The following is a 20,896-nucleotide window of genomic DNA, read 5'->3' as shown; positions in this document are numbered from 1 at the left end:
GGTTAAATAGCGTGTTTAATTCATCAAAGATGTTGAATCAACATCAACTTAAGTTTCCTTATTCAATGAATAACAATTATCAAGCATGGAAAGGTGATTTAAATACCGTATCATTTGATGCAAAAAACATTAAAAGTAAACTGATGAATTTGGATTACCCTTGTTATATTCTGAATAAAGAAGGACTAATTGGTATTAGCAATCAGGGAAGTTTATCCTATGCTATTAATGGTAACAGTAATCAGTTGGAAATGCTTTTATCTGTTCCTGCTATCGGCTTTCATCAATTAGGTGATCCAAGCTTTCTAGAATTTTATGGTGTAAAATATGCTTATGCAACTGGAGCAATGGCTCAAGGTATTGCATCTGAAGAAATGGTTATTGCCCTGGGAAAAGCAAATGTTTTAAGCTCATTTGGTGCAGGAGGTTTATCTCCTTCCCGTGTAGAAACAGCTATTCATAAAATTCAACAAGCTTTACATAACAAACCTTATGCTTTTAACTTACTTCATAGCCCTAGTGAACCAGCTATTGAACGGCGATTAATTGATTTATATTTACAGCATCAAATCCGCATCATTGAAGCCTCTGCATTTTTAGATTTGACTGATAATATAGTCTACTATCGAGCGGCTGGACTCAGTTTAAATTCAGCTAATCAAATCGAAATTAAAAATAAAATCATCGCCAAAGTTTCCCGTCGAGAAGTTGCAACTAAATTTCTCCAACCTGCACCCATAAAAATTCTGTCACAATTAGTTGAAAAAGGATTAATTAGTGAATTACAAGCAACTCTAGCTGCTAAAATTCCCATAGCTGATGATATTACCGTAGAAGCAGATTCAGGAGGACATACAGATAATCGTCCCTTAGTTTGTTTATTACCTTCTATCTTAGAATTAAGAGATGAAATTCAGCGTCAATATGGTTATGAACAACCTGTAAGAATTGGTGTAGCTGGCGGAATTTCTACACCCCAATCAGCACTAGCCGCTTTTATGATGGGTGCAGCCTATATTGTCACAGGTTCTATTAATCAAGCTTGCGTTGAAGCTGGTACTTCTGAATATACAAAAAAGCTTTTAGCTGAAGCAGAAATGACTGATGTAATGATGGCTCCAGCGGCTGATATGTTTGAAATGGGCGTAAAATTGCAAGTTCTCAAACGGGGAACTCTCTTCCCTCTCCGCGCTCAAAAATTATGGGAATTATACAGAAATTATAATTCAATTACCGAAATTCCCCCAGATGAAATAGAAAAGTTAGAAAAACAAATTTTGCGAAAAACAATTGCGGAAATTTGGCAAGAAACATCTACTTATTTATCCCAACGTAATCCAGAGAAATTAAGTAAAGCAACTAACAATCCTAAGCTAAAAATGGCGTTAATATTTCGCTGGTATTTAGGATTATCTTCTCGGTGGTCTAATACTGGAGAAAAAGGTCGGGAAATAGATTATCAAATCTGGTGTGGTCCAGCAATGGGTAGTTTTAATAATTGGGTACGTGGTTCTTATTTAGCTGATATCAATAATCGTCGAGTAGTGGATGTAGCTGATCAAATTATGACAGGAGCAGCTTATTTATATCGCATTCAAAATTTAAAAGTTCAAGGTTTACAAATGCCAGAAGAATACAGCCAATATCATCCACAAAGTTTGTAGTTAGCACTTGAGTGCTATAAGTGAGGGATAAATCCCTCACTACCAACAATTTTGAAAATTCTCATTTAGCCAAAGGTGATCAATATGGCTGTAAATAGAAAATTGGGACATATAGAACAAACAATGGAAATTTTGAATCACCGGGCTAAAACATGGAATTTAGTTACTATTAGCCGGATTAAAGGAACTATTGAAGATACAGTTTTGAAACAGTCTTTAGAGATGATTCAATCTCGTCATCCTGCGCTAAATTATCACATTATTAATTTTAGAAATTCCTACTATTTTCAGTCCGCAGGTACAGGAAAACTTCCTTTTCAACTTGTTAATATTGTGGATATTCATGAATGGGAAGAAGTTGTTAATGCAGAAATGAATCAGGTAATTGATAGTAGTAAATATTTAATGAGAGTTGTACTTGTAAAAGTAGAAAATCAAGAAAATATTAATTATCTAATTACAACTACTCATCATGCAATTACCGATGGTTTGTCAAGCATCCAACTGCATTCAGAAATTTTAACTTATTGTCATAAAATTACCGCGGGTGAGTCAATTAAAGCCGTTACTAAGTTAGAAGCTCTACCCCCAATTGAAAAATTGTTACCTGCTTGGACAAATAGTTTCCAAGGAAAGATAGGTAGAATTTATTTACTATTAAAGATTGCATTTAAAAAATACTGGAATCAACCAAAAACATTACCAGTAGAAAAGTATGTTCCCATTTCTCAGCGTCGTTGTGAAATTATTCACAGACAATTGAATCAAAAATCAACACAACAGTTTATTCAGCAATGCAAACAGGAAAATACTACAGTACAAAGTGCTTTATGTGCAGCCTTACTGTTGACAGTATCTAGGCAACTTATAAAAAGTACAGAAAATAATATCCAAGTAAGTTGTTTATCATATTTGGATTTAAGAAGACGCTTACAACCTGCAATCAGCGAAGAAAATATGACAGTTTTAGCAGGCTCTTTAATGGGATTTTATAAAATTACAAATAACATTTCTATTTGGGAGTTAGCTCGGCAAGTACAAGATACTTTAACTAGACAAATTAAACAAGGAGAGATTTTTCAAATGATATCTTTAGCTAAACAACTTATAGATTTCTCTTTGTTATTCCCAAATCAAGTATCTGCTACGGTTTCTGTTTCTAATGTTGGTAAAGTCAAGATTCCTCATCAGTATGGGGAATTAGAAATAGAAGAAATTAGTTTTGCTGGTTCTCATGCTTTATCAGCAGGAATGTTTATTGTTCATGCGGCTACATTTCAGGAAAAAATGAACCTAAATTTTGTATTTTCTCAACCTTCACTTCAGCGAAAAACTATGGAAAACATTGTTGATCATTGTATTTCTTATATTCGGGAAATCTCATTCCCTTATTTAATAACTGGAGGTACATAAATGAGCAATAATCTTTCCAATCAGGATAATACCACTAAAATTCAAGCTTGGTTAGTTGCGGAAATATCCTCTTTACTAGGGGTTGTACCCGAAGAAATAGATATTCGTGAACCTTTAGATAGCTATGGTTTAGACTCAGCACAAACTATGATTATAGCTAGTAAAGCCGAAAAATTTCTGGGATTTAAATTATCACTTATCCATCTTTGGTATTACCCTACCATTGAAGAACTTTCTCTCAGACTATCTGAAGAATTAGAAGATTTACAGTCAGATATTATCCAGATGTAACCTCTACAAATTCTGTTTAATTTCTGACAAGTATGTTAGTTTTTCCTCCTTGATTATTGGGACACTTTGCCAGATTAGGACAACCCTAATTTAGCTAGGTGTCCTCTTTCCTAAGTTCTTATTTTCAAACAAGAGAGATTTAGTTATGAACGCAGCAGAAATTTTAGCAAAACTAACTCAGCAAGGTGTAGTATTTTGGGCAGAAAATAGCAAACTGAATATTCGTTCTCCCAAGGGAGTAATTACTCCGGAAATACAGTTAGAAATATCTACATATAAAGCAGATATTTTGGCATTAATCCAGGAGATGAATGTTTCTTCTAAAGTTGCCAATGAACCATTAATTCAAGGAATTAGTTTACAAACTATTGGTAAATTAATTGGTGGTTTTTCTGGAGAATCACCCGCAGGATACCAACCCCCAATTATTAATCCTAAGTTCATGGCTGAAAACTTAAAGGTTACTTTTAGACCTTTACCTAATAATTATCATAATCAGGTTATTATTCAATTTCGCCAAAAATTATCGTTTTGTCTGCAAAAATATGGTGTAAAGGTCATACCTTGGAAAGAAGCAACGACGGAATTACAACACAAAATTAAAATTCCCATTATTAATTCATATCAATCTTTTAAAATCCAAGGAGTCAGATCAGATATTGATGCGGTAATAGATGTAGAAAGACCGAACTCATGGTTACGAAAAATAGGAATATTTGTAGCAGAAAATTGGTATAAACTATCTTATAATTGGCTCAAAGAAAAACAACAAATGTCTGTTGTTCAAATTGCTAAATTGAGTAGCTGGGCTGAGGATCATGCGGCTAAATATGTTGAAGATCCTACTAATACACAAGTAATCATTCTGACTGACATAGATCATAAATTTGTGAGTCCACTTACACCTTACACAGAAAAAATCCGGATTGGTATCAATACACTAATTAAGACTTTCTCGGAAATTGTGATCGGTGTATCTAACGAAAAAATTTCTATTCTCAATATGAATCTTTCTGATTCTAAGTTTGATCAATATGAAATTGAAGATTTTGTTTTAAAATCACTTATACCTAAAGTATTTGTGCCTATTACTCCATTGTTAATTAGTCGCTTTGAAGTAGGGGAATATAATCCTCATTTATCAAGTTATGCTCATAATTTAGTCAAGTTAGGGCAAGAATTAGCATCTACCGGTTTATTTCCCAGCGGCTTTAAATTAGCTGATGTTATTAAGAGAAAATCCCATAGAGATATTGTTGATGTAATCGTGAATGGTAGAACTGGGGTATCTTACGGTTTTGTAGCTTATGCTGAACCTCCTCATTATGTAGGTAAACCAGAAATTACTTTTGATGAATGGGAGACTTTATTACCTGTAGTTGGATTTAGTAGTGAAGAACTTCGTCAAAATGCGGAAGGTAGACGTTATATAAAATTGAATATTAATGCAGAACAAAGATTTAAGCAAATACCTGATATTTGGTTAGTTAGTTCTCGTTCTGGTGGCAATAAAACAGATTTAAATATTGATTGTGATATTCTTCGCATCGGTTTACAAGATAAGTTGCATTTGCAACTACCATTAGAAAGTCAATCAAAGAAGGTAGATATTAAACCTTCTTATGATATCTATGTTATGTTGGCTATTAGTTTAGGTGCGGCTCTATACACGCCCGAATTAATTGCCAATGGAGCGCCCATAGTTCACTTTCATGGCTATCCTGATTTTGATTGGTTTCAAGAAAAAGAATACTGTGTTGGGGTGAATAATCCTTCTGTGCCTTGTGGTACGTATGAATCCGGAGTTTTCAATTTTTTAGGTATTGCTAATTTAGATAATCAAATAATAAATAATGTGAATTTAATTAGTTTAGTAGAACCAGATCATGGTACAAACTTTATTGCCCACGATTTAGAGTATTTAATCAGTAGGTTAAAAACTGGGTGCTTAACTGGACAAATTGAACTCGGTGGTAAACATTTTCCTTCTCTGAAAAATAGGTGATAGACAAGGGGGCAGGGGGAAACAGCGACAGCTATGCTCCTGCGTCCTAAATTCTGCTATATGCCGGCTGGATAAATGTCCATCTTTGCGCCATTAAGGGAGAATTATGGCAGGATGGAAAGAAGCCCGTGCAACACCCCAGAAACTTAGGTTTGATCACCGAAGATAAAAAAGGGTGGTATTCCTGGTGGGAAACTGTTAATAAGATTCTTAGTTTCCCATTGTCAACACAAATGTTGGCGGAAGGGATGTATTATGCTTTGAATGTTAGTTAATCGCGGAACACTCTATATATACTCCCAACCTTGACTAGGAAATGAATCCAGAAAACTCAGAAACTTACATAAATCATCCAACTTGGGGTTTACTCTATAGGATCTGTATGGTTGATGAGAACCAGGATCTGTTTACCACACTCTATGCCCAACGCTTATTTTTTCTGGTGACAAATGATCTGAAAGTCCTGAAATTTCAGCCTATTGGCAGGACTGAAGCGAGAATGATGCTGGAAAATCGTTTACGTACTTTGCGCCGCAGTGGTAACTCCCAGGAGTACGAGCAACTTCAAAGTGTTTTCCAGCGTACATTCCAATGAGTAGTTCAATTAGCGATCGCTCCGATTGCCTTAGACACCGCCTTGCTAATATTCGCGCCTCACTACCACCTACAGTGAGGTTGATTGCTGTTACTAAAAGAGTATCTACTGAATTGATGCGGGAAGCTTATGCCGCAGGAATTCGTGATTTTGCAGAAAGTCGTATCCAAGAAGCTGCCAGTAAACAAGCCGAGTTGCAAGAACTATCGGATATTACCTGGCACTTAATTGGACATTTACAAACTAATAAGGCCAAAAAAGCCTTAGAACTATTTCCATGGATTCACTCCGTTGATAACTTGCCGCTGGCACAACGCTTAAACACTCTAGCTCAAGAACTCGGAGTGAATCCAAATGTCTGTTTACAAGTCAAAATTCTCCCTGATGCGAATAAATCTGGTTGGATGATTCCAGAATTATTCGCTGACTTGGCAGCACTCAATCAATGTCAAAATTTACAAATTCAAGGTTTGATGACAATTCCCCCTCTAGGGTTAGAGGATGAAGAAATATTGAATGTGTTTAACCGGACTAGTGAATTAGCGCAAGAGATTCAATCACAACACTACTCCAATATTACAATGCAGCACTTATCCATGGGGATGTCTGGAGATTACCAGTTGGCAGTGCAAGCCGGAGCAACGATGGTAAGATTAGGTACAATTTTGTTTGGTCAACGCTCTTAGTTATGACTTTTGCTATGGTGATGGACAAGATGATTGACAAGAGTTTGAGAAGTTATATTGCCCAGTATTGATAATTGTCAAAAAATATAATACCCTTATCAGTAATCCTTAATTGCAAAGGTGGGACGACCATCTTTATTTTTAATGATCCTTAGGCTATAATCTTAACTCATTGTTACAGATAGGTTAATGTGCAGGCATTAACATCAATATCTGTTTATCATTGATAACTTTTACTAGAGGCTACAATCAGTAGTAAAATTGCTACGTCCAGCATCTACTATAGTTATGACTACTGCCTATAAGTGACGTTAATGTAACTTGTAGTCAGAAAAATTAGGGGAACTTTAATCCGGGAGCGTACAACATGAGCAATATATTTTCTAAACTCAGGGACTTTGTGGGTTTGAATGAGCAGGTAGAATACGAATACTACGAAGAAGAAGCTGATTCAGCCGATAGTTATCAGAACATCTATCAACAAGACAACTCTCAACCAGCCCCACAGGAAACTACTCCTCCTAATCGGCGTTGGCGGGAAAATCCACCTACAACTACTGATGAAGTAGCAGCAACAGTATCTAAACCTATGAGTAATGTTATTGGTATGCCAGGCGCAATTAATGGGATCTCCGAAGTTCTAGTCCTTGAACCTCGCACATTTGAAGAAATGCCCCAAGCGATTCAAGCACTGCGCGAGCGCAAATCAGTAGTATTAAACTTGACAATTATGGACCCCGATCAAGCTCAACGAGCAGTTGATTTTGTAGCTGGTGGTACTTATGCTTTAGATGGACATCAAGAACGGATTGGCGAAAGCATCTTCTTGTTTACCCCCAGTTGTGTGCAGGTTAGCACCCAAGGCGGCTTAATACATGAAGTCCCTCAACCAGCAGCCCGTCCTGTTCGTCCCGCAGCTACAGCAACTCCAACTTGGGGAAATGAAGCGACTCGGATGGCACAGTAACGGTAAATTAGTCATTAGTTCATAGTTTTAAATCCCCAATTAATTGTATTCGCAGTAGCGTCTCGTAGAAAAGGATGATTAACTATTGATAATTGACCACTAACTAATGACTAATGAAAATGAATATAAAATTTGGCTTAATTGGCGGTGGGGTAATGGGAGAAGCTCTATTATCCCGCCTTATTGTTAGTAGTATTTATCCAGGCTCAGAAATTATAGTCAGTGAACCCCAGGCTTCACGGCGAAGTTATTTAGAGCAGGAATATGGGGTAGTTGTGACAGCGGATAATAGCTTAGTTTTAGAAGAAGCCCAAACAGCGGTGATGTTAGCTGTCAAACCCCAAATATTTACTGCTGTAGCTCAAGAGTTAGCAGATATTCTCCCCAGAGATAATTCACCTGTGATCATTTCGATACTGGCGGGTGTAACGTTAAAACAATTAGAAGCGGCTTTTCCCCAAGTCCCAGTAATTCGCGCTATGCCTAATACCCCCGCTACAGTGGGAGCAGGAGTCACGGCGATTTCTCTAGGTGCTTATACTCACCCTCATCATCAAGAAATAGCACAACAGATTTTTGCCGCCGTGGGAGAAGTAGTTGAAGTCTCTGAAACCTTAATGGATGCGGTGACAGGATTATCTGGTAGTGGACCGGCTTATGTGGCATTAATGATAGAAGCCTTAGCCGATGGGGGTGTTGCTGTTGGTTTACCCAGAGCGATCGCTCAACAACTAGCTTTACAAACTGTTTTAGGAACAGCCACTCTTTTACAAGAAACAAAAATCCACCCCGCTGAACTCAAAGATAGAGTCACCAGTCCCGGTGGTACAACCATTGCCGGTGTCAGCGCCTTAGAAAAAGCCGGCTTTCGTTCCGCCCTCATCGAAGCCGTCAAAGCCGCAAAAGAACGCGCTCAGGAATTGGGAAAAGGGTGATAGGTGAGGTTATTTATCCCAATTCACCAGTTAATCTTGATTTATTAAGCGCAGGCGGACTTCATTCCGCCTTATTTGATTTGTGGCGTTGCTGATTGAATGTATGAATTAGCCTCACGCAAAGGCGCAAAGGCGCAAAGAATTAAGAGTTAAAGAAATCTAATTTTTAAATTTCATACTCTGATTCAGCAACCCCTAAAAAAGCATTAGGACTTACGCAATAACTCTCTGAAACTCTTCTTTCTCCGTGTCCTCTGCGTCCTCTGCGGTTCGTTTCTTCATAATTTTGCGTAAGTCCTGAAAATTTACTTTTTCAGCAAGTTCTAATTACAAATCTGCAAAATTACGAGTATAGACTTTTTGATTATAATCCTGCCATTGTTGATGTGATGATTGAGGAAATCCAGTTAAAGTTGCTGATTGGATATATTCCATAAATGGACGACGCAAATGTTCATAGTTTGCGAAAGCTTCAGTTATAACTGGCAAATTATCCCAATCATGATTTTTAGCAATTTTAGCAATAAGTTTGGTAATTGTTAATGCGTCTTCTAAGCCTTGATTTGCTCCTTGAGCCATGAAAGGAGGCATTCCATGAGCAGCATCTCCAATTAAGACAACGCGTTGTTGATTCCAAGTTGGTTCAATGGTGGTAGAATTGGATTTATTAATAACATGATGAATGTAGTAGGGACGCTGCTGTATATTAGTAGCAGGAGAGAGATTCACTAACTGTTTGAGGGAATCAGGAAAGCCAGCTTTTGCTATTTCTTGTTGAGCTAGATTTAATAAATCAGTTCCAGTTTTCCCTTGTATGGAATCTAGAGGTACAGGTAAATGGAGAATATATGCAAATTGATTATTTCTGCAAAATAACATCATCCTTAATCTATTTTTAAAATCAGAATTTGCAGATATTTGATCATTGCTAATGGTGACAATTGCGGAATCTTGTAAAAATCTGGATTCTATTTCTGTTTGTATTTCTTGTGATATTCCAGTTATTCCTCGACAAGATATAGCTGCAAATCCAGAATATTCAGGTTTAGCAAAAGCGGAGTTAGGACTATTTTGATAAATTATTTGCCGAACTGTAGAGTTAATTCCATCTGCACCAATAATTAATTTAGCGCGGAAAGATGTTGTGGCTAATGTTGGAGAAATAGAATTTATATTTTCTGGTGAATTATCATCAGAGTTTTGATTTTCTAGCCAATAAGCATAGGGGTTAGCTGCGACGCTGGTATCAGAGATACAATCTATTCGCACACAGTTAATTTCAGGTTCATCTATAACATTAATACAACGATGATTAGCTTTAACTTGTGCTGGGGGAAGAAGATTTCTCAGGGTGTTTTGCAATTCATACCAAGGTATGGATACTCTACCTTCACCATATTTTTGAAACCAGGTATCAAAACTGAGAGGAATTGAGCGAATTAACTGTCCTTGGAGATTTTTATAAGACCATACAGGAGAAGTTTTAACAGTGTTTTCCTGATTAGGTGATATGGCAGATTGTTTTACTGCTGTATAGGCATTAATATCTAAATATTTGAGAGCTTTCAATCCATTCGGAAGCAGATCCAATATTTGTCCAACTGGACGAAAGGCACGAGTTTGATCAATGACTAATATATTTTCTATACCGCGTTGGTATAAACCAATAGCAGTTGCTAAACCAATTGGTCCAGCACCAACTATGACTACATCGTAGATTTTTTGAGTTTCAACTGTGTCTTGATAATCTAAGATCATGAGGTTTGAATTTGTACAAAGTTATTAATAATTGCGGTGAGGTTTTTTGTCTGTGGCAATTATTGTTAAACTTAATCTAACTTATTTTTACATAAGTTAAGAACGACGGGCATTTAAGCAACACCATTCTTTTCTTTTCCAAAGAGTGGCGACAATCCAACCGTTTTGTTCTAAGGCATCAGCAACAGCTTTGGATTGTTCTAATAAAATACCACTGAATATACCCCAGGTGCTAGGTTTGGTAATTGTGGTCATTTCTGGGAGTAATTCAATAATTACATCAGCTAAAATATTGCAAACTATTCCATCTACGGGTTGATCAATTATTTTCCGTACCATGTCTACACTACCCTCAATGGGGATTAAAGAATCTGGACGGATATCATTAAGGGCGCGATTACTAAAAGTGGATCTGACTGCTAGGGGATCATTATCTACGGCATAGACTTTACCAGCACCTAATAATATCGCCCCAACGCCTAGAATACCTGAACCACAACCAATATCAGCAATGATTAATGGTTCTTTTTTGTCTTCTGCATTCATGAATGATTGGGGAACTTCACTGAATCGCATTTCTAGGGATTCCAAACATAATTGGGTAGTGGCGTGATTACCCGTACCAAAAGCGACACCTGGATCTAGACGAATTACCAAGCGATCTAAGGATTCAGGTAAAGGTAGCCAAGCGGGGTTAATGAGAAAGCGATCGCCTATTTCTTCCGGTTGCCAATGTTGTTTCCAACTGCTAGACCAATCCTCTTCGTCAATTATGTGCCAATGTAATATGGGACTAACTAATCCTATACACAGGGCATCTTGACGCAGCCGGAGTGACAAGGCGGCCAAATCTAATAATTGTGTTTGAAAGCTCGGTAAATAGGCTTTAACTAATAAAGCATTACCTTTCATTTCCACTGCTGTACCACGACAGCCAAAGTTTTCTAACCGCCAAAATATAGAATCTTCTAAATCTGGTTCAGATAAAATATTTAGTTCCCACCAAGTATTTGCCATAGAATTTTATATCGCAGATTTTATATTTTAGATAGGTAAAAACAATGATTTTTATGATTAGGATGAATTTTCTAATTCTCAAATTATTTAATTATCCTAATCAAATAAATCACCAAAATCACAGTTAAAGATGTATTTTCTAATTCTCCAATTATTGAATCATCTTCATCAAATCAAACTCAAAAATCACCATTAAAGAGTGACTGTATAAGCGTCTCGAATCCCTGATACTTTTTTGATTTCCTCTAAAATGCCATCGGGTAAAGGATCATCAATGCTCAAAGCCATGACAGCATCACCACGGACGATTTTTCGCCCTACCTGCATACTGGCAATATTGACATTAAAGCTGCCCAGTAAAGAACCGAGTTTACCAATAATACCTGGCATATCACGGTGCAGAGTGAACAACATATATTTGCTAGGGGGGACGTTAATAGGGAAACCGTCAACGTCAGTGAGGTGAATTTCTTTATCACCCAATAAAGCACCAGTAACAGAATGTGTACCTAATGTTCCTGTGGCTTGGAGATGCAATGAACCTGAATAATCTCTTGTTGAGGCATCCCGTGTTTCAATAACCCGAATACCCCTTTCCTTAGCTTCTATGTTGGCGTTGACATAATTTACCCGTTCCCGCAGGGCTTGGTAAAGTAGTCCTTTGAGGGCTGCTATAACTAAGGGTTGACTTTTGTTAGTTGCTAGTTCCCCTTGTAGTGTAACATTAAGTGTTTCTACTCTGCCGCCTGTGAGTTGACCAACTAAGTTACCCAAGGTTTCGGCTAATTCCATGTAGGGCTTCAATTCTTCTAAGATATCAGGACCAAGGCCAGGAATATTCACAGCCGAACGGGCAGGTAGTCCTAATAACACATCCCGAATTTGTTCAGCTACATCTATGGCTACATTAACTTGAGCTTCAGCGGTGGAAGCACCGAGGTGAGGAGTGAGAATGACTTCTTTGCCAAGCGATCGCAATTCTGATTCACCTAATGGTTCGGAATCGAATACATCTAAGGCTGCCCCAGCAATTACACCATTTTTAATTGCCTCTGCTAAAGCGGCTTCATCAATAATGCCACCACGAGCGCAGTTAATAATTCTGGTGGTGGGTTTCATTAACGCCAAAGTTTTAGCGTTGATTAAGTTGGCAGTTTCGGTGGTTTTGGGAATGTGCAAGGTGATATAGTCAGCTTGCTGGAATAACACATTTAATTCCACCAATTGACAACCCAGTTGTTCGGCTCTTTCTGTGGAGATAAATGGATCATAAGCTAGGAGTTTCATGCCCATTGCTTTAGCTACAGTAGCAACGTGAGAACCAATTTTTCCTAACCCGACAACGCCCAGGGTTTTTTTGTATACTTCTGAACCAACAAAACTTTTACGATCCCACTCACCACGTTTCACTGAAGCGTTAGCATCAGGAACATGACGAGATAAGGATAACATCATGGCTAAGGCGTGTTCGGCTGCGGCAATTGTGTTACCTTCGGGGGAATTAACGACGACAATCCCTTTACGAGTAGCTGCGGGAACATCAACGTTATCCACACCCACACCAGCACGACCAATAATTTTTAATTTTGTGCCAGCTTCTATAATTTCTTGAGTAACGCGAGTTCCAGAACGGATCATTAGTGCATCATACTCACCAATGATGGCTTTAAGTTCATCTGGCTTGAGGCTGGTGTTGACATCAACGGTGGCCACTTGGGAAAGAATATCAATACCAACTTGATCAATTGGATCGGAGACAAGAACCTTGGACATAATGACTTGATTTTGATTGACAGGGTTTGCTGTGCAAGACTTTTTAGTTTAGTCTTTATCTGTAGCAATTCAGCAAAAATTATCTGTTTTTTCATCAATGCCCAGAGGATAATGCTCCCTGAAGCCTGTTACCTTGTCTCTACCAGTCAGTTTAAACTCAACTTGGAACTGCAACAGGACTTACGCAACTGGCACATTGGTTAAGATGGGTTAGAAGATATAAGCGATCGCTCACATCCCTACAAAGCATTTGACAAAAATTGACAATATTTGCCATAATTAAAGAATCAGAAATATAAAAACTTATTAGCTATGACTACAGTAAATATTTCTCTTCCCGATTCTATGCGGGAATTTATCAATGAACAGGTTGCAAAAGGTGGCTATAGTACCACAAGTGAATACATTCGACATTTGATTCGTCAAGAGTTAGAAAGGGTGGCACAAGTACGACTAGAAACATTACTATTAGAAGGCTTAGATAGCGGTGAAGTAATTGAGATTACGGATGAGTGGTGGGAACAAAAACGCACTCAGCTTCTTGAGAGACTTCGCAAATAAAAACAATGACTAGACGAATTGTAATTAGACCAAAGGCTAGTCTTGATCTTGATGAACAGTTTGCCTATATTGCTGAGAATAATTTCAATGCAGCATTGAGTTTTTTTGATGCTACAAGGCAGACCTTTTCCCAATTAGCACAACTACCTGGTATTGGTGGTATTTATAATGCTAAAAATCCACGTTTAGTTGGTTTGCGGAAGTGGGGAGTTAGAGGATTTGAAAAGCATCTAATTTTTTATTTAGAAGGGGATGAGTATATTGAAATTGTGCGGTTAATTCATGCTGCACGGGATATTTCGCAGATTTTAGCAGAAGAAGAATAGTTATAGTTATAAGCTATCGGCTAATGCTTCCCAAAGTTCAGGCATAGGTTCATCAAAATCACTAGCAATGGTAATAGGTTTTCCTCTCAGTGGGTAATTCTTTGTAGTTTTTGTCTCTTGTGAAATAAGATCAATGTTTCCTGATTTAAATTCTAAGAACTCGATAAATTTAATTACTTCATTGCGCTGTTCAAGAGGTAATTTTTTGATTTTAGCGATCGCCATTTCTAATGTGATCATTTATTTCTCCTGGAAGTTCAAATTATTTCTATTTTAGCAGGCGTTCTCCTTCCCACACCCAAACAAGCGAACTGACAATTCAGCGTTTGCGCGATGCCTGCGCCGAGCGTAGCTATCGCACATCCCCACGTCCGCAAAAAGGGACTTACATCCCATCATCCGTGAGTCATTTCATTTAAAGCAGTATTAATTATTTCTTCACTAACTCCATGATGTTTTAAATTTTCAATAAAAGTAGAAATTCCTTGATTACGACTTTCTAAATAATATAAAATTGCGGCAATGGGCGATGGAGGTTCAATAGGATCATTTTGTTGTTCATAAACTTCTACTAAAGTCGTTAAAATATCTAGTTTTTCATATTCTGGTGTATTAGGTTCAGCCTCAAATATTTGTTCAATTTCTCTTAAAGCTTGTTGATAATCTGCTTCTGTTCTAATCGGTTTCAAATTCATAATATTAAACTTCCTTAATTTGCTATATTGCTTTAACGAGCATTACAAGATTTGCGATCGCTATCATGATCAGGATATTGCCAAGAATAAGCAAAATGACTAACTCCCTGGATTTGCGGAGCTAGTTGGCGTAATGCTTGCATTTGTACTTCTAAAGAGGGACGATTACCAATTGATGCTCCCCACTTACCAGCTAAAGCAGGAATAATTTTTGTCCCTGGTTGCGCCATGCTCAAAACCCGTTGCACTTGGGAAATAATACAATTCCCATTCCCACAAGTCGCATAAGCCATGGGATGCCATTCTAAGTTACTGGGAAATTTATCCCAAGGTTGCAAACGAGAATCATATCCTTGGCCTAAAGCTTGATTAGCTTCTGGGAAAAATACGACTCCACCAGGAATACCTTGTTGTTCTCCTGGATAATTTGCTAAAGCCACAAAATCTAAGATTCCTTGCATAGCGTGAGCAACGGTGAATAACCATAAATCCAACTGCAAAATCCGTTGTTTCTCTACTAAAGAAAGTAGAGATTTTTGTGTTTTTGGGGGAATACGTCCTTCCCACATTGGTTCATCTTCTTGGGGATAGCGTTTATCAACTTCTGCAATATCTCCAGCACTCACATATCCCTTAGTTAAAAAGCGGCGAATTAATTCCAAACCTTTGTAATTCTGGGCGCGGCGAAATAAAACTTCTTGGGTAGCAGGCGTAAATAGCCATAAATCATGAACTTTGGTGGCGATAGAATTAGTCCCAGATTGGCGAGGATAACGCACATAATCAAAGAGGATACCATCTGGACGACGGAGTACCACTTGCTGCACCAGGCGATAGTAATCGGTTTTCGCTTGGGTATTATAGGGATCAATGAAGACTTGTGAACCATCTTCAACTACAGATAAACTGGTTTGATTTTTACCATTGCGAGCGATCGCTTCTTGTCTATCTGGACGTTGAGCATAGCTATAACCAAAATGATTAGTAAACATCCAAGCATAAACTTTTAAACCCCGTTGTCTGCCTTTTTGAATGGCTGTGGCTAACAAATCAACTTTTTCCGCTCCCTTTGTCCGAATTACAGATGGCCAAACTGTGGGATTATTCGCTGCTGGTAATAGTACCCGGCCATCATAAAATACTTCCAAATAAACTTGGTTATATCCTTGGTTGACAATGCGATCCATGATGTGATCAATTGCTCCCGGCTTGGTGTCACAAGGATACAAGCGCAACCACAGAGCTTGGGTTTGTGGCCAAATCTGAGTACGGCATTTTTGTAATTCCTGTGAATGCTGTTTAATTAGTTGTTGGTAACGATTTTCTGCCTCTTTATTACCTTTAAGTGCTAATAGCCTAAATTTTTCTTTTTCTTGAATAATTTTTGATGATACCCGACAATCTTGCTTATTTTGGGCAATGGCGGGTTGATTTCCTAAGTTAAAAATCAATAAAGTATTACTAATAATTATGGTAAATAAATTTTGCCAGGAGCAGATTATTCTGAAAAGTTTCCAGGAATGATCAGACATGATAATTAATTTTGAATGTATGATGGAATAGCTTAATTAGAACTTCTAGGGTTGCTAAATTCAGGTATGAAATTTGCTTGAATTTTTAAATTTCTTATCTTTGCGTCTTTGCGTGAGGCTAATTCATACTTCAACTATGCAACACCGAATTTCTTAATCCATGAATAAAAAGCAGGCTAGGCCTGCTCGTAAGGAAATTTATATTTAATTTCAGTTTTGAAAAAATCATCTTTGAGATATAGATTAAGCACCACGTCTTAATGCTGCTTCTACTTGCTTAAACTCAGAATCTAACCGTTTTTTGAGTTTTTCGGGAACAGGACGATTGGGGTAAGAACTGTAATGTCCCGCTAAAGAGTTGAGGGCGGTTCGCATTGTTGTAAATGAACTAAGAGTAGTGATAGAGTTATTCCGCTGGTAGCGAGCCGAAAAGTCATTAATTTTTTGACGTGCTTCTGCTTTCAGGGCGGCTTTATCGGGGGAATCTTGTGGTAATTCTATCGCTTGTCTCAAAATATTCACTACAGCTAAGGTATCTTGACGATAATCCCCAGTTAAGCTATCTGGACTACCATTACAACCAACTAAGCCAATCACTAGAACTAAGACTAGAGAAAGTAGACGCGACCAATAGCTTTTCATAAGCATTAAGTAAAAAAACAAGTAAATCACTGTTTATCCTATCTTGGAATTGAAATTTTATTCTTCAGGCATTAAGTAAATTGACTTTTTGTTAACTTAGGATGCGTATTTTATTTGCAGTTAGTAGTAATTCTCTTCCCTTTTCAATTTAAGATCATTAGCGCGGTATTTCCAAAAATTGAGGAAAATGAGATGAGTTTATTAAAAGATCAGGTTGCAATTGTCACAGGTGCATCACGAGGAATTGGCAGAGCGATCGCTATCCAACTAGCATCTCAAGGCGCAAAAGTAGTTGTTAACTACGCTAGTTCTAGCACAGCAGCAGACGAAGTAGTAGCAGAAATCACAGCAGCAGGAGGAGAAGCTGTAGCTCTCCAAGCAGATGTTTCTCAAGAAAATCAAGTAGATACACTCATTAAAAACACCTTAGAAAAATTCCAGCGCGTGGATATCTTAGTTAATAATGCAGGTATTACCCGTGACACCCTCCTATTAAGAATGAAGTTAGAAGAATGGCAAGCAGTCATAGACCTTAATCTAACTGGTGTATTTTTATGTACAAAAGCAGTAAGTAAAATTATGCTTAAACAACGTTCCGGGCGGATTATTAATATCGCTTCTGTTGCGGGACAAATGGGCAACCCTGGACAAGCCAACTACAGCGCCGCCAAAGCAGGAGTAATTGGCTTTACCAAAACCGTTGCTAAAGAACTTTCTTCCCGTGGAATCACTGTAAATGCCGTTGCTCCTGGTTTTATTACCACCGACATGACCAGCGATATCAAAGCCGAAGGCATTCTTCAATTCATCCCACTAGGGCGTTTTGGTAAACCCGAAGAAATTGCCGGCATGGTACGCTTCTTAGCATCTGATCCCGCAGCAGCCTACATTACAGGACAAGTCTTTAACGTTGATGGTGGCATGGTGATGTAATTTGTCAGTGGTCAGTGGTCAGTTGTCAGTTGTCAGTTGTCAGTGGTTAGTTGTCCGTTGCAAAAGAATATTGTTCTCTCCTACTTCCCCTGCTTCTTCACTGTCACCTGTCACCTGTCACCTGTCACCTATCACCTGTCAATTATTCAACATTCTCTGCCACACGGTAAAACCTAACATCAAGATAATACCAATAGCAGTAGCCATCATCACCGGAAAACTCATCCCCTGTACTCTCATAGCTAGTAAATTGCAAAGTAAAGTAATCGTCCATAGGGTAAAAGCTGCATGACGTTGTGATAATCCCCAAGCCAACAAGCGATGGTGCAGGTGGTCTTTCCCTGGTGTACTCAGAGGGTTTTTTCCAGCCATGAGCCGACGCACAAATACCTGAGTAGTATCAATCACCGGTAACAACAAAAATAAAACTGTGGGGATTAGGGCATAAACTGTATTTTGTTGGAGTTTGCCTAAGATGCTGGTGGCTGCTAACACATAGCCAAAAAAGTATGCACCAGCATCACCCATAATGATGTGTGAAGGGTGAAAATTATGGCGTAAAAATCCTAGTGCTGCACCTCCCAAAGCGGCTAAAACTAAAGTTGCCGCCGCACGATTATCAAATTGGGCAGAAACTGCTAATAAACTGATAGCGGTAATAAAGCTGATTCCACCAGCTAAACCATCCATCCCATCCATCAGGTTGATAGCATTTGTAATCCCTACCACCCATAGGACTGTAAATGCCATAGAAAGGAAAGAATCAATGGGTGTACCAAAGGCAAATTTGATGCTAATACCATTACCAACAAGTAAAAGTGCTGTTGTTACCTGCGCCCATAAACGCACCGATGGAGGTAAGCCAAATTGGTCATCAATAAAGCCAACTAGGACTAGTATTGAACCTCCTAATAAAATTGTTAATACCTGAGCCAAAACACCTTGCAGTTCAATAGGTCGCAAGAGACTAGCTAGTACCATAGCCGCAATTACTCCTGCATAGATGGCTAAACCCCCAGCATTAGGTAATGGTTCTTGGTTCAGTCGGCGGGCGTTTGGTTGATCTGCCCAACCTACTTCTAAGGCAAATTTGCGAATTGTGGGAATTAAATGCCAGGTGACAACCAAGGCTAATAGAAATGTAAATACTACTGCTAACCAGCCGGGTCCGCTCGGTTCAGCAATCCCAAGGGATTTAAGGGAGTTTTCTAAGTTCATCTGCTCCCAAGATAATCATTAGTTTTATAGTCAAACATAAGTATCAACTGTTAATATTAGTCAATTTTGAGATTTTGGTTGTTATTCTAAATTTTGGCAAGAGATTAGCACTCTTTGTCAGTGAGTGCTAAATTGTCTAATGGAAGCAATAGAGAAATAAAACATGGCTAAAGTTATTGCATTTAATGAAGAATCACGGCGTGCTTTAGAGAAGGGAATTAACGCCCTAGCAGATGCGGTGAAAATTACTTTGGGTCCGAGAGGTCGGAATGTTCTATTAGAAAAAAAATTTGGTATTCCCCAAATTGTTAATGATGGTATCACTGTTGCCAAAGAAATTGAATTAGAAGATCCTCTAGAAAATACTGGTGCTAGACTTATTCAGGAAGTAGCATCAAAAACTAAAGATATAGCTGGCGATGGAACTACCACTGCCACAGTTCTAGCACAAGCCTTGATTAAAGAAGGTTTAAAGAATGTTGCTGCTGGGACAAATCCCATTAGCTTAAAACGGGGTATTGACAAAACCGTTGAGGCGCTGGTACAGGAAATTGCCAGGATAGCTAAACCAGTCGAAGGAAGTGCGATCGCTCAAGTGGCTACAGTTTCGGCTGGTAACGATGAAGAAGTCGGACAAATGCTGGCACTGGCCATGGAAAAAGTGACTAAAGACGGTGTAATTACCGTTGAAGAATCTAAATCCCTGACTACTGAACTAGAAGTAGTTGAAGGTATGCAGATTGATAGAGGTTATATTTCTCCCTACTTCATCACCAACAACGAACGGATGACAGTAGAGTTTGAAAATGCTCGGATTCTGATTACCGATAAAAAAATCAGCAGTATTCAAGATTTAGTACCTATCTTGGAAAAAGTTGCCCGTTTAGGTCAACCTTTGCTGATTATTGCTGAAGATGTAGATGGTGATGCTTTAGCGACTTTAGTAGTAAATAAGGCTCGTGGTGTATTGGCTATAGCTGCGATTAAAGCTCCTGGTTTTGGCGATCGCCGTAAAGCTATGTTAGAAGATATTGCCATTCTCACCGATGGACAAATGATTTCTGAAGAAATCGGTTTGAGCCTAGATACCGCTACTTTGGAAATGTTGGGAACTGCTGAGAAAATCAACATTGACAAGGAAAATACCACCATTGTGGCTGGTAGTGTTGCTAAACCAGAAATTCAAACCCGGATTGCTCAAATTCGTAAACAGTTAGCCGAAACTGATTCCGATTATGATACAGAAAAACTGCAAGAACGCATTGCTAAGTTAGCTGGTGGTATTGCAGTAATCAAAGTCGGTGCAGCTACAGAAACTGAACTAAAAGATCGAAAACTGCGGATTGAAGACGCACTCAACGCTACCAAGGCAGCAGTAGAAGAAGGCATTGTTCCTGGTGGTGGTACAACCTTGATTCATCTATCTATGCAGGTGGAAGCAATTAAACAAAGCCTCACCGCTGAAGAAAGAATTGGCGCTAATATTGTCCAACAAGCTTTAGAAGCACCCCTCCGTCAAATTGCAGACAACGCTGGGGCAGAAGGTTCTGTAATTGTGTCGAAAGTTCGGGAAACTGACTTAAATATCGGCTATAACGCAGCTACAGGCGAATTTGAAGACTTAATTGCTGCGGGTATTATCGATCCCGCCAAAGTAGTTCGTTCCGCTTTACAAAATGCTGCTTCTATTGCTGGCATGGTATTAACCACCGAAGCAATTATTGCTGAAAAGCCTGAAAAACAATCCGCTATGCCTGATGGTGGCATGGGTGGTATGGGTGGCATGGGTGGCATGGGTGGCATGGGTGGTATGGGTGGCATGGGTGGCATGGGCGGCATGGGCGGCATGGGTATGTTCTAATTTGTCACTCACCCAAATCCTTAA

The 20,896-nt window shown here is 38.5% G+C and carries 20 protein-coding genes; 12 read left to right on the top strand and 8 right to left on the bottom strand.

What is annotated here, in order from left to right:
• The first annotated feature begins 65 nt into the window (after positions 1–65).
• From FJR04_RS17725 to proC, 8 genes are all read left to right on the top strand, one after another.
• Positions 66–1,664 (top strand): PfaD family polyunsaturated fatty acid/polyketide biosynthesis protein, encoded by a 1,599-nt coding sequence (locus FJR04_RS17725; protein WP_371418276.1) that lies wholly within the window; start codon positions 66–68, stop codon positions 1,662–1,664.
• Positions 1,665–1,748: 84 nt separating this feature from the next.
• A complete protein-coding gene (locus FJR04_RS17720; RefSeq protein WP_168497166.1) occupies positions 1,749–3,077 on the top strand; it encodes a condensation domain-containing protein in 1,329 nt (442 codons plus the stop codon).
• Entirely contained in the window at positions 3,078–3,368 is a 291-nt protein-coding gene (locus FJR04_RS17715; protein WP_168497165.1) for a phosphopantetheine-binding protein, read from the top strand.
• Between the two features lie 145 nt (positions 3,369–3,513).
• Entirely contained in the window at positions 3,514–5,373 is a 1,860-nt protein-coding gene (locus FJR04_RS17710) for a hypothetical protein (RefSeq protein ID WP_168497163.1), read from the top strand.
• Positions 5,374–5,689: 316 nt separating this feature from the next.
• Positions 5,690–5,968: a transcriptional coactivator PipX gene (pipX, locus tag FJR04_RS17705; protein WP_168497161.1), complete on the top strand. Its 279-nt coding sequence runs from the start codon at positions 5,690–5,692 to the stop codon at positions 5,966–5,968.
• Entirely contained in the window at positions 5,965–6,654 is a 690-nt protein-coding gene (locus FJR04_RS17700) for a YggS family pyridoxal phosphate-dependent enzyme (protein WP_168497159.1), read from the top strand. Before pipX ends, FJR04_RS17700 begins: the two co-directional genes overlap by 4 nt.
• 367 nt (positions 6,655–7,021) lie before the next feature.
• Positions 7,022–7,621 carry a cell division protein SepF gene (locus FJR04_RS17695; protein ID WP_168497157.1) on the top strand — a complete coding sequence of 200 codons (600 nt, stop codon included), beginning with the start codon at positions 7,022–7,024 and terminating at the stop codon, positions 7,619–7,621.
• Positions 7,622–7,740: 119 nt separating this feature from the next.
• Positions 7,741–8,556, top strand: a complete 816-nt coding sequence (gene proC / locus FJR04_RS17690; RefSeq protein WP_168497182.1) for a pyrroline-5-carboxylate reductase — start codon at positions 7,741–7,743, stop codon at positions 8,554–8,556.
• Positions 8,557–8,883: 327 nt separating this feature from the next.
• Here the strand turns inward: proC and FJR04_RS17685 are convergent, their stop codons facing one another.
• The 3 genes from FJR04_RS17685 to serA all read right to left on the bottom strand — a co-directional run bounded on the left by FJR04_RS17685 (position 8,884) and on the right by serA (position 13,104).
• Positions 8,884–10,314, bottom strand: coding sequence for an NAD(P)/FAD-dependent oxidoreductase (locus tag FJR04_RS17685; protein ID WP_168497155.1), 1,431 nt, complete (start codon positions 10,312–10,314; stop codon positions 8,884–8,886).
• Between the two features lie 96 nt (positions 10,315–10,410).
• On the bottom strand, positions 10,411–11,331 hold the full coding sequence (prmA, locus tag FJR04_RS17680) for a 50S ribosomal protein L11 methyltransferase (protein WP_168497153.1): 921 nt from the start codon (positions 11,329–11,331) through the stop codon (positions 10,411–10,413).
• A 192-nt stretch (positions 11,332–11,523) separates the two neighbouring features.
• Entirely contained in the window at positions 11,524–13,104 is a 1,581-nt protein-coding gene (gene serA / locus FJR04_RS17675) for a phosphoglycerate dehydrogenase (RefSeq protein ID WP_168497151.1), read from the bottom strand.
• A 312-nt stretch (positions 13,105–13,416) separates the two neighbouring features.
• On the opposite strand from serA, the gene FJR04_RS17670 reads away from it, so the two are divergent.
• On the top strand, positions 13,417–13,665 hold the full coding sequence (locus FJR04_RS17670; protein WP_168497148.1) for a type II toxin-antitoxin system ParD family antitoxin: 249 nt from the start codon (positions 13,417–13,419) through the stop codon (positions 13,663–13,665).
• Between the two features lie 5 nt (positions 13,666–13,670).
• On the top strand, positions 13,671–13,991 hold the full coding sequence (locus FJR04_RS17665) for a type II toxin-antitoxin system RelE/ParE family toxin (RefSeq protein ID WP_168497146.1): 321 nt from the start codon (positions 13,671–13,673) through the stop codon (positions 13,989–13,991).
• A 6-nt stretch (positions 13,992–13,997) separates the two neighbouring features.
• Here FJR04_RS17665 and FJR04_RS17660 read toward each other — a convergent pair whose 3' ends face one another.
• From FJR04_RS17660 to psb27, 4 genes are all read right to left on the bottom strand, one after another.
• The gene (locus tag FJR04_RS17660; protein WP_168497144.1) at positions 13,998–14,231 is read right to left on the bottom strand and encodes a DUF2281 domain-containing protein; all 234 of its coding nucleotides are present in this window, start codon (positions 14,229–14,231) and stop codon (positions 13,998–14,000) included.
• A 155-nt stretch (positions 14,232–14,386) separates the two neighbouring features.
• Positions 14,387–14,686 carry a type II toxin-antitoxin system HigA family antitoxin gene (locus FJR04_RS17655; protein ID WP_168497142.1) on the bottom strand — a complete coding sequence of 100 codons (300 nt, stop codon included), beginning with the start codon at positions 14,684–14,686 and terminating at the stop codon, positions 14,387–14,389.
• 32 nt (positions 14,687–14,718) lie between these two features.
• A complete protein-coding gene (locus FJR04_RS17650; protein ID WP_168497140.1) occupies positions 14,719–16,218 on the bottom strand; it encodes a family 10 glycosylhydrolase in 1,500 nt (499 codons plus the stop codon).
• A gap of 243 nt (positions 16,219–16,461) precedes the next feature.
• On the bottom strand, positions 16,462–16,866 hold the full coding sequence (gene psb27 / locus FJR04_RS17645) for a photosystem II protein Psb27 (RefSeq protein WP_174763558.1): 405 nt from the start codon (positions 16,864–16,866) through the stop codon (positions 16,462–16,464).
• Positions 16,867–17,052: 186 nt separating this feature from the next.
• Here psb27 and fabG point away from each other — a divergent pair, with 186 nt between their 5' ends.
• Positions 17,053–17,793 carry a 3-oxoacyl-[acyl-carrier-protein] reductase gene (gene fabG / locus FJR04_RS17640; RefSeq protein ID WP_168497136.1) on the top strand — a complete coding sequence of 247 codons (741 nt, stop codon included), beginning with the start codon at positions 17,053–17,055 and terminating at the stop codon, positions 17,791–17,793.
• 138 nt (positions 17,794–17,931) lie between these two features.
• Here the strand turns inward: fabG and FJR04_RS17635 are convergent, their stop codons facing one another.
• Positions 17,932–19,011: an MraY family glycosyltransferase gene (locus tag FJR04_RS17635; RefSeq protein ID WP_168497134.1), complete on the bottom strand. Its 1,080-nt coding sequence runs from the start codon at positions 19,009–19,011 to the stop codon at positions 17,932–17,934.
• Positions 19,012–19,174: 163 nt separating this feature from the next.
• Between FJR04_RS17635 and groL the strand changes: the two genes are divergently transcribed.
• Positions 19,175–20,872, top strand: coding sequence for a chaperonin GroEL (gene groL / locus FJR04_RS17630; protein ID WP_168497132.1), 1,698 nt, complete (start codon positions 19,175–19,177; stop codon positions 20,870–20,872).
• Positions 20,873–20,896 lie beyond the last annotated feature (24 nt).

The sequence above is a fragment of the Anabaena sp. UHCC 0204 genome, from assembly GCF_009711975.1.
GTDB lineage: Bacteria > Cyanobacteriota > Cyanobacteriia > Cyanobacteriales > Nostocaceae > Dolichospermum.
The sequence above is the reverse complement of the archived record's forward strand: the minus strand, read 5'-3'. Positions and strand labels throughout refer to the sequence as shown.